Genomic DNA, 9077 nt, shown 5'->3' with positions numbered 1-9077 from the left:
CACCCGCTACGCCAAACGCGCATCCCTCTACCGGACCAGCCTCCTCCTCATCGCCGCCATCATCTGGCTTCCATGATCGGCAGGACACGCCCTAGCCGCACGTAACGTGGCCGGCCAGGCTCAGGCGACCCTGAGCCTGGCCGGCCACCCCTTCGCCCAGGTTCGGCCGCGCCGTGACCACCACGGTCGACAGACCTGCCGAACCAGTCCAGAACCCGGTCGTAGACCTGCGCCGCGGTGTCTTGCCGTCCACGGCGATCGCCCGGCCGGCCGCCGAGGTGGTGACGGCGGCCCGGCCGGCGATCCAGACACCGATCGCCGCGATCAGGAGCTGCGGGTCCACGGCCTGCAACAGCCGACGGACATCGCCTCCGACGGCCGCGGGTCGGGAGTCACGCCCAGGGCGAGAGCCGTCGTGGCCGGCACATCGCCGATCGCAGCGTACGAGCGGTAGCCGGAGAGAACGGCACACACCGCCGCGGTGACCATGACCGTCAGCCGGCGCCGGACATCAAACCGGGCCCGTGGATCAGGCAGACCAGCAAGCGCTTCGCGGAGCCCACCAGCAGTCCTTGGCACGGTCAGAGCCGGTGCGCAGGGCAAGGACGAGATCAGCGATTATGGCAGCGCGGGCATGACTCACTTCGAACGATCAGCATGGCGTAGAGAACCTTGATGCGGGTCATGCGCGTCTTGCTGCCACCAACAACGGCGCTTCTACTCCAAGCTTCGAAGTCGAACACCGTCACCCCTTTGCCGCGGCCCTGTCCAGCGACCCCGGGCACATGGGTACAGGAATTGACCGGTTCATGACGTCTCCTCGCCACTTTCCGAAGAGGATGAAGCCTGACCTTGGTGGCCGGAAGCCACGCCTTGGTCAAGGAGGTCCTCATACACTCCGATCTTGAACCTGACCAGATCCAGGCACTCGGTGAGCCTGCTCATCTGGTTGGTGAGATGCGCTTGATGTGCGCGCAGGAGTGCGAGTCGTTCTTTCTCGTTTCCGGCGCCTTCTCTGACGAGGCCGGCGTATCGACGGAGCGCGGGCAGAGGCATGCCCGAGGCGCGGAGAATGATGCAGACGGTCAGCCAGTCCACGTCATCCTGGCTGTAGACGCGACGCCCGCCGGGGCCGCGTCGCACGGGGTTGACGAAGAGGCCCTCGTGCTCGTAGAAGCGCAGCGCGTGGACGCTCAAGCCCGTGCGGTCGGCGACCTGCCCGATGCTCAGACTCGTCGTGACCCTGACCTCAGCCATGCCGTGCAGGATAGCGGGTTGACCTAGAGCCGACTCTAGATCCTAGGGTCCCTCCGTGCGATCGACGTGCCAGTCGCTCGCGCGCTCGATTGAATCGGTAAGGGAGAACACCGTGCGCTATCGCACCCTCGGCGGAACCGGTATCGAAGTCAGCGCCTACTGCCTCGGAACGATGATGTTCCAGGCTCTCGGCAACCCCGACCACGACGATTGCGTCCGCATCATCCATGCCGCCCTCGACCAGGGGATCAACTTCATCGATACCGCTGACATGTACGGACAGGGTGAGTCGGAGGAAATCGTGGGAAAGGCGTTGCAGAGGCGCCGTGACGACGTCGTACTCGCCACCAAGGTGCACTTCAAAATGGGCGAGGGCCGCAACCGCAGTGGAAACTCACGGCGTTGGATCATCAAGGCGGTCGAGGACAGCCTCAGGCGTCTGAACACCGACTGGATCGACCTCTACCAGGTCCACCGCCCCGACCCCTCCACTGACATCGAGGAGACGCTATCGGTGCTCAGCGACCTCGTACACCAGGGCAAGATTCGCGCCTTCGGCTGCTCGACGTTCCCGGCCGAGGAGATCGTCGAGGCGCATCACGTGTCCGAGCGGCGCGCACTCGGACGCTTCCGCACCGAGCAGCCGCCGTATTCGATCCTGGCCCGCGGAATCGAGGCCTCGCTCCTGCCCGTCTGCCGGCGCTACGGAATGGGCGTACTGGTCTGGAGTCCACTCGCGTTCGGGTTCCTCACCGGCAAGTACCGCAAGGGCCAGCCTGTCGACCTGTCAACCGGGCGTCCGACCATCCGGCCGGCACAGTTCGATCCCTCGCTCGCGGAGAACGCCGCCAAGCTCGATGCCGTCGAACAGCTCGTCGAACTCGCGACAAGCATCGGCTGCACCCTCCCCCAACTGGCCGTAGCCTTCACCGTGGCGCACCCCGCCGTCACCTCGGCCATCATCGGACCGCGGACCATGCCGCAGCTGGAGGATCTCCTCAAGGGCGCGGCGCTCACCCTGGATGATTCGGCCCTCGACCGAATCGACGAAATCGTGCCGCCCGGCACCAATCTCTACAACCCCAGCGCCACCCTGCCTCCGCGCTCACTGACCGACACAACACTGCGTCGCCGCCCGCTCGCCGAACGCGCCGCCGCCTAGTGCGGAGCCTTCGTGATCCGGTCCCGGCTGATTTTGAAGAGAGCCGGGGTTCGGGGCGGAGCACACAGGCCTCCTGCTCGTGCGTTGTTTCCCATGTGGTCGGCCCGGCCATTGCCGGCCAGAGGCCGACAGCAGGCAGAGACCAGGCCCGCACGGGCCGCTCTGCGAGCCATGCGGATATGAGAGCGATCGATTCGATCGCCGCCGCCTACCCCGACCGTGCTGCACGTGTGGGTGGACAACCTGTCCACCCACACCAGCGATGAGGTGAAGGCCCGGCTCGCCCAGCGTCCCCGGATCGTCTTCCACTTCACCTCTACGGGATCGTCGTGGTTGAACATAGTCGATATCTGGTTCGGGATAATCACCCGGCAGGCCATTCGGCGTGGCGCCTTCACCTCCGTCACCCGCATGGCGAAGGCGATCAACGACTACGTCACCGCTTGAAACACCGACGCGAAACCGTTCGTCTGGACCACGGTCCCCGCAGACATCCTGGCCAAGGTCTGCCGGGTCCACACCTAGGTCTGCAAACTCCTCACCAACAACGAGAAGTAGAAGATCTCAGTTGCGCGACGCACCAGGGGCCCTGTCGAAGTGGCTGACCGGCCTGTGGCGGACCCGGAACACCCGTCTGCGATGATCCTTCGCTATGGAGCAATACGGGCCGTTTCGCCGCGAGGCGATTGAGCGGGGCATTCCAGCGGATCAGGTTGACAGGTTCGCCGAGCAGCTGCGATTCGCAATCTCGGTAGGTGGCGGTGACCGCAGCGAGGATGTTGTCGGGCAGAGCGGCGGACTGCCCCGGCTACCTGCCGGCACGGAGTGGCCGTCCGAGCGCGGGATTCCGTTGCCGTTCGTCGCGTCCCTCGACTGCGCGGCCCTTCCGAAGGTCGAGAAGCTTCCCCTGCCGGTGGACGGCTCGCTGCTCTTCTTCCTGGATCCCGAGAAAGCCTTTGACGCGTGTAGTCGCGGCTACGACGCGTACGCGCGGGTCCTGTACGTCCCCGCAGGCACCGAGACAGTGGTCCGGCAGCTGCCGTCCGACGGTGAGATCCCGCGCCCTTACCCCGAGTACAGGCTTTATGCGGAGGTCGTGCCGGAGCTGCCACCCGGGCTCGAGCCCGACGACGAGGACATGGACGACCGCCTCATGTTCGCGTCGGACACCGTGAAGCAGCTGGTTGGCGAGCTGACGCACACCGATGAACTCATCGCACTGGTCCAGGATCTCTGGCCGACGGAGACGGGCCTGTCAACCCTACGCATCGGTGGATACACGAGAAGAATCGGAGGCTCGTACTCTCCGGAGGAACAGATGGCGCGTGCCAGCCTCCGGGCCCGACTGGAGACCGAACCTGACCTTTCACGGTCCGAAAGGATCCGCTGGCGCCGCGAAGAGGAATCCCGACTCATTCAAGAATGGGTGCCGCTCGCCCAGTTCCCCACCGAATACGATGTTCACTTCGGACGCTTCTTGATCAGATTCGACGACCTGACCGCCGGCCGCTTCGACAAGATGCGCTCATTCCCCGCATTCACTGAGTAGGCCGAGAAGAACTACATCATCGGCTTCGATGCAAGCCCTGGCCGGACGTGTCCCCACGTCCCGAGACTGATCCGTCACGCAGGTCCTGAGACCCGACATCGCCGGCAGCCGGCCGGCTCTGCGCGTGTATTGGCTGCTCAGGCGAGGCCCGGGCCACCTCGGTGTCGGTGCCCGTCCGAGTGTTCCACTCGTCGTCTCCGAGATCTCTCAGTGCGACGTCGATGACGTCCGCCAGCAGATGGAGCATCTGCGGGTCTCCGGCGAGCCGGACGTCGGACGCGCCAACCCGGAGAGCGGTACGAACAATTGGCACGTCGTCCAGGCCGGCGTGGCGCTCGCCCAGCATGAACTGGATGTTCTGGCGTTGCCAGCCACGCGCAAGTTGCAGGGCCGTCATGTCGTCGGCGCTGACGGTGTCGATGGCGGCGCCGGCTAGCAGGAGGGTAGCGATGACCCGTCGTTCGTTGCGATCGACTGCGTGCATCAAAGCGGTTCGCCCTTGCCGGTCGCGGGCGTTCACGTCGGCGTCGGCCTCAAGGAGCACGTCGGCTGCGGCGTGATCGCCTCGACGCGCCGCCACCACGATCGCTGGCGTGGCGTCGGAATGCTGTTGGTTGGCGTCCGCTGCGTAGGCGAGGAGGAGTCGTAGCACCGCCGGTGCGACTAGCGCCGCTGCCGCGATGTGCTCGTTGTGATGGATCGGGACGTCAGCCTGGCAGAACGCGTCGGCGAGTTCGCTCGGTGGCGCATCGGCCTTGCCGAAGTGCATGTCGAGGATGGCGGCAACGTCGACGCCGCGGAGGCGCTGATCTTTCCGGGTCTGCGGGCGCTGCCGCCGGTAGCGGTGGAGCTCGTCGTCCAAATACGGCAAGTGATTAGGCGCTACGCCGAAACCGTGAAGTGGCTACCGAGCGATGCGCGGCACTCAGCCGGCTCTCTCCCACTACCCCCACTTCATCGATCGCTTAGCCTAGACACCGAATTTCCCGGCATCACCGTTACCACGTATGGCGGCGCTACCGCGCTCGTGACACCTCTTGGTGATCGAGACACTACTCAAAGTGTCGGCCTTACGACAGCACCGAGCCCTTTTTGTCGTATCGACAAAAAGCTATGGTCGAGCAGTGCCCGATGACACCTGGGAACCACCCCTGATCCTGCTCGCTGTCGATCTCGTGATCCTCACCCTGCGCGGTGGTCGTCTAAACCTGCTTCTCGTGCGGCGCGGTGTTGAGCCGTTCGTCGGGCGGGCAGCGCTGCCTGGTGGGTTCCTCGCCGATGAGCGCGAGGACATTCTCAGCGCCGCCCGCCGGGAGCTGCGGGAGGAGGCGGGGCTCACCGACATCCCGCACCTGGAGCAGCTCGGTACATACGGCGCCCCCGACCGTGACCCTCGTGGACGCGTGGTCTCCGTCGCCCACCTCGCGGTCGTGCCGCGCCTTCCCGAGCCCGTCTCTGGAACCGACGCCGCAGCCGCTGAGTGGACGCCAGTCGAGGACGTACTGGCCGCGCGGGTACCGCTCGCCTTCGACCACTTGCGCATCGTCGTCGACGGGGTGGAGCGTGCTCGCTCCAAACTGGAGCACACGGACTTGGCGACGGCTTTCTGCCCGGAGGTCTTCACCCTCACAGAGCTGCAGCAGGTCTATGAGGCCGTCTGGGGCACCCCGCTCGATCCCCGCAACTTCTACCGCAAGGTCCAGGGCACGAAGGGCTTCGTGGTCCCCGCCGGTCCGCCCCGCGCCACGGGCACCGGCCGCCCGGCCCGCGTCTACCGCGCTGGTCCGCGCCGGAACCTCTACCCGCCCATGATCCGCACGGTTCCGACCGTCGCAGCCGGAGGAGACGAGAGATGACCAGACCCGTGGTCGTGCTCACCGCACTGGACCTTGAGTACAACGCAGTCCGCGAACGTCTCACGAAAGTCGAACCGCACGTACATCCGATGGGCACGCGCTTCGAGCGTGGCACCGTGTCCGGAGGCTCCTGTGAGATTATTCTCGGCCTTGTCGGCAAGGGCAACCACCCCTCCGCCGTCATCGCAGAGCGCGCCATGACCGAGTTTGATCCGGAAGCGGTCATCTTCGCCGGCGTGGCCGGGGCGCTCTGGCCCTCCGTCGGCCTCGGTGACGTCGTCGTGGCCACCCACGTGTACGCCTATCACGGCGGCACTAGCGAGAGCGACGCTTTCCGCACCCGGCCTCGCGTGTGGGAGATCCCCCATGCCTGTGATCAGCTCGCCCGGCATCTTGAGCGGGAGCGAGGCTGGGCGAGGGGCCTCGCCGGAGGAGTGCCCCAGGTGCGGTTCGGCCCGATCGCCGCCGGGGAGGTCGTCCTCGACTCGGCGTCCTCGCCCGATGCGGCGCGCATCCGTGATCACTACAACGACGCGTTGGCGGTGGAGATGGAGTCGGCCGGGGTCGCCCAGGCCGCCCACCTGAACCGCTCTTTGCCGGCCGTCGTCGTCCGTGGCATCAGCGACCGTGCCGACGGGACCAAGGTCCACACCGACGGCGAGAACTGGCAGCCGCGTGCCGCCGCCAACGCCGCGACCTTCGCCCTCGCGCTCGCCCAGGAACTCGGGGCGCAGTATGGCTCCTCCCCTCGCCGTCCTCGGAAAGAAGCAGGTGATGCGTCGATGTCCGGCTCTGTCAGTAACGTCGCCAAGGGCAACGCTCACGTTGGATTCCAGGCACACACCGTTCACCACGCGACCGTCTACGGCGCGCCGGGCGGTGCGGGCGGGGAGACATTCCACGACCAGCTCGCGGAATTGCGCGCCTCGCTCCGTAAGTGCCATGAGGCGGGTGACGTGGACGCGGTCACCTACCGCGCGGCGGAGCAGGAGATGGACGCAGCCGCCGCCGACGTACCTCCGGCCGACGACGAGGCACGGAGCCGCGCGACCACGGCCCTGCGGAAGCTGCGCGGCCTGCTGCTGGACTGGACGGACCTCGCCACGCGGGTCGCGGGGCTCATGGCGGCTCTGCGGGATCTGTCATGAGCGCCGGACCGCAGGAGAAGACGTTCACCAACGTCGCTGACGGCGATGCCCGGGTGGGTTTCCAGGCCCAGGAGGTCCACATCGAGGGCGGATACCACGTCAGCGACGACGACTCGCCGGAGCGGCAGTTCGAGGTCGGCCTCCGCTACCTGGAGATCAGCGCCCCACCCGAGGCGAGAGAGCTGATCAGGAAAGCCATTGCCCGGGGCTACCAGAACTCCCGCGCCTACTTCTATCTGGCGCTCGCACTGTTGAGCGGCCGTACCCTGCAGAGCCTGACGGACCAGGAACTCGCGCAACTGGCACACGTCCGCCGCTGGGCGGCGCAGCGCTCCGAAGATCCCTGGGCCCGGGGCATCAACGCCGTCGGCTCGCTGCTGGACTCGCTTCCGCAGACCACGGCGGAGACTCCCGACCCGGCCGCGATCGGTGTGGTGGTCAAGGAGTTCGAATCGCTCAGCCCGCCCCTGCAGGAAAGCATCCTCAACCACCTCGAGGTTTTCCTGGCCGGCCCGCACCAGGACTGGAGCTGGCAGAAGACGTTCGCGACCGCCCGGCGGGACAGGACAGCCAACGATCGGGTGGAGCGGGTCTGGAAGTTTTTCCAGCCCAAGCCGATCCCTCCCAGGCCGGTTCCGCCACATCCGATCCGTAAGGACGCGGTGGACTATCTACGCGCCCTCGGCGGCTCGGCACTGCTCCTCGTTACGGGCCTTGCGGTGGTCCAGTACGCCTGGGCCCACTCATGGCTTCGCTCAGCCGGCTACCTGATGGTGGCTCTTGGAGCCGTCGTCGTCGTGGTCCGGGCCGGATTCACGATCAGGCTGGCTCGGCATCGACGCCGGGCGGCCCGCCAGCGTCTCACCTTCACACCCCGGCGTGCTCCCGCACAGTCCGACCGGTTCGCCTCAGCGATGGACTCCTTGTTCGACCGCTACTTCGGACGTTACCTGCCGCCTGACATAGCCCGGGAGACGTGGCTGGCGGAGACGGCGGGCATCCGGCAGACCCTCCGTAACGAGCTGGTCGAGCTGTATCGGGAGGAACCGGTCGACGCCAAGCGTCTCGCCTGGCTAGTGAGATTCCTGGCCAGCGACGTCAAGCGGCAGTGGCTCAGCGGTGAGCTGACCGCGGATCCCGAGGACTCCCGAGTGTCATCCTCGACGCGGACCGCCTTCGGCACCGCGGTGTTCGCCCTGGTGGTTGCCGGACCGCTGCTGCTGTGGCAGGCCCTCGTCGAGGCGCCGTTCACGACGGTGATCGCGACGGCCGGAATCGTGGCCGGGGCTCGGCTCGCCATCCAGGGCTGGCTGGCGATCCTTCTCGAGGGCCACCGCTACCGGGACGACCTAGACCGGGTCCGGCGCGACTACGAGGACCGGCGCGCGGCGTACGACAGGTGGGTGCGCAAGTTGGAATCGAAGCCAACCGACGCGGAGATGGCGCACTGGCTCGACTGCGACCGCAAGATCCTGGTCGAGGACACGCTGCGGCACTACCGCGTGGCTGCGCAGGACGTGATAGCGCACACCTTCATCGAGGCGCCCGTGCCCGGGTGCAAGCGGGCCCGGGTCAGCAAGGGACCCTGGCGCTACTCGCAATACAAGCTTCTCCTCTTCCTCCTCACCAAGGACGGCGTCCGCCAGGTCACGGTCACCCTCGACTTCGGGACCATGGAATTCGGCGATCAGCAGCGTCTCACCTACCAGTACAACTCGGTCGTGGCGGCGCACGTCGTCGATGCCCGCAATGGCGAGAAAAAACTCTCCCTTACGCTGACGAACAATCCCCGGGACGAGCTGACGATCACCGGTGAGTGGCCAGGCATGCCGGAACTCGGCGACGACGACCGCATCGCCTCCCAGGTCTCCCTCGACGCCTCGGGCCTCGAACGCACCCTGCACGTGCTGGAGGGCATCGCTGCCGAAGGCAAGGAATGGATCACCCACGAGAACCGCCGAGAACACGCCGGCCTCCGGCGGCTCGTCGCAGCAATGGAGGGCTGACAGATGCGGTGCTGCTCGGCGCGGGGGTCCGGGTCGGGCAGCACTGCGGTGCGGGGTGGTGCTCGGTGACACGGACGTCATCGATCCAACCTCGCTCAG

General features: G+C 66.7%; 9 protein-coding genes. 6 read left to right on the top strand and 3 right to left on the bottom strand.

Going from position 1 to position 9077, the window contains the following annotated elements; genetic code table 11:
• Positions 1 to 91 precede the first annotated feature (91 nt).
• Both AB0F98_RS30890 and AB0F98_RS30885 read right to left on the bottom strand, forming a co-directional pair.
• Positions 92 to 343 carry a hypothetical protein gene (locus tag AB0F98_RS30890; protein ID WP_357742810.1) on the bottom strand — a complete coding sequence of 84 codons (252 nt, stop codon included), beginning with the start codon at positions 341 to 343 and terminating at the stop codon, positions 92 to 94.
• A gap of 464 nt (positions 344 to 807) precedes the next feature.
• Positions 808 to 1257 (bottom strand): MerR family transcriptional regulator, encoded by a 450-nt coding sequence (locus AB0F98_RS30885; protein ID WP_357742808.1) that lies wholly within the window; start codon positions 1255 to 1257, stop codon positions 808 to 810.
• 55 nt (positions 1258 to 1312) lie between these two features.
• Here AB0F98_RS30885 and AB0F98_RS30880 point away from each other — a divergent pair, with 55 nt between their 5' ends.
• The 3 genes from AB0F98_RS30880 (at position 1313) to AB0F98_RS30870 (ending at position 3968) form a co-directional block, all read left to right on the top strand.
• Positions 1313 to 2419 carry an aldo/keto reductase gene (locus AB0F98_RS30880; RefSeq protein ID WP_357742805.1) on the top strand — a complete coding sequence of 369 codons (1107 nt, stop codon included), beginning with the start codon at positions 1313 to 1315 and terminating at the stop codon, positions 2417 to 2419.
• A gap of 228 nt (positions 2420 to 2647) precedes the next feature.
• Positions 2648 to 2866, top strand: a complete 219-nt coding sequence (locus AB0F98_RS30875; RefSeq protein WP_357742802.1) for a transposase — start codon at positions 2648 to 2650, stop codon at positions 2864 to 2866.
• A 205-nt stretch (positions 2867 to 3071) separates the two neighbouring features.
• A complete protein-coding gene (locus tag AB0F98_RS30870; RefSeq protein WP_357742799.1) occupies positions 3072 to 3968 on the top strand; it encodes a DUF1963 domain-containing protein in 897 nt (298 codons plus the stop codon).
• A 16-nt stretch (positions 3969 to 3984) separates the two neighbouring features.
• On the opposite strand, the gene AB0F98_RS30865 is transcribed toward AB0F98_RS30870, so the two are convergent.
• A complete protein-coding gene (locus AB0F98_RS30865; RefSeq protein WP_357742796.1) occupies positions 3985 to 4830 on the bottom strand; it encodes an ankyrin repeat domain-containing protein in 846 nt (281 codons plus the stop codon).
• A 262-nt stretch (positions 4831 to 5092) separates the two neighbouring features.
• Between AB0F98_RS30865 and AB0F98_RS30860 the strand changes: the two genes are divergently transcribed.
• From AB0F98_RS30860 to AB0F98_RS30850, 3 genes are read left to right on the top strand one after another with little or no spacing between them, the layout of a single operon-like run.
• Positions 5093 to 5824, top strand: coding sequence for an NUDIX domain-containing protein (locus tag AB0F98_RS30860; RefSeq protein WP_357742793.1), 732 nt, complete (start codon positions 5093 to 5095; stop codon positions 5822 to 5824).
• Positions 5821 to 6972, top strand: a complete 1152-nt coding sequence (locus tag AB0F98_RS30855) for a 5'-methylthioadenosine/S-adenosylhomocysteine nucleosidase (RefSeq protein ID WP_357742791.1) — start codon at positions 5821 to 5823, stop codon at positions 6970 to 6972. The genes AB0F98_RS30860 and AB0F98_RS30855 overlap by 4 nt, the downstream gene beginning before the upstream one ends.
• Positions 6969 to 8978, top strand: a complete 2010-nt coding sequence (locus AB0F98_RS30850) for a hypothetical protein (protein WP_357742788.1) — start codon at positions 6969 to 6971, stop codon at positions 8976 to 8978. The genes AB0F98_RS30855 and AB0F98_RS30850 overlap by 4 nt, the downstream gene beginning before the upstream one ends.
• Positions 8979 to 9077: the final 99 nt, after the last annotated feature.

Origin of the sequence: Micromonospora sp. NPDC023737 (assembly GCF_040639715.1) — a bacterium.
Taxonomy (GTDB): domain Bacteria; phylum Actinomycetota; class Actinomycetes; order Mycobacteriales; family Micromonosporaceae; genus Micromonospora.
This window is presented reverse-complemented; position numbering and strand designations above follow the sequence as displayed.

Excerpts from the sequence above, each read along its gene's own strand:
- AB0F98_RS30885 (WP_357742808.1), bottom strand. The coding sequence starts at position 1,257 with ATGGCTGAGGTCAGGGTCACGACGAGTCTGAGCATCGGGCAGGTCGCC.
- AB0F98_RS30870 (WP_357742799.1), top strand. The coding sequence starts at position 3,072 with ATGGAGCAATACGGGCCGTTTCGCCGCGAGGCGATTGAGCGGGGCATT.
- AB0F98_RS30855 (WP_357742791.1), top strand. The coding sequence starts at position 5,821 with ATGACCAGACCCGTGGTCGTGCTCACCGCACTGGACCTTGAGTACAAC.
- AB0F98_RS30850 (WP_357742788.1), top strand. The coding sequence starts at position 6,969 with ATGAGCGCCGGACCGCAGGAGAAGACGTTCACCAACGTCGCTGACGGC.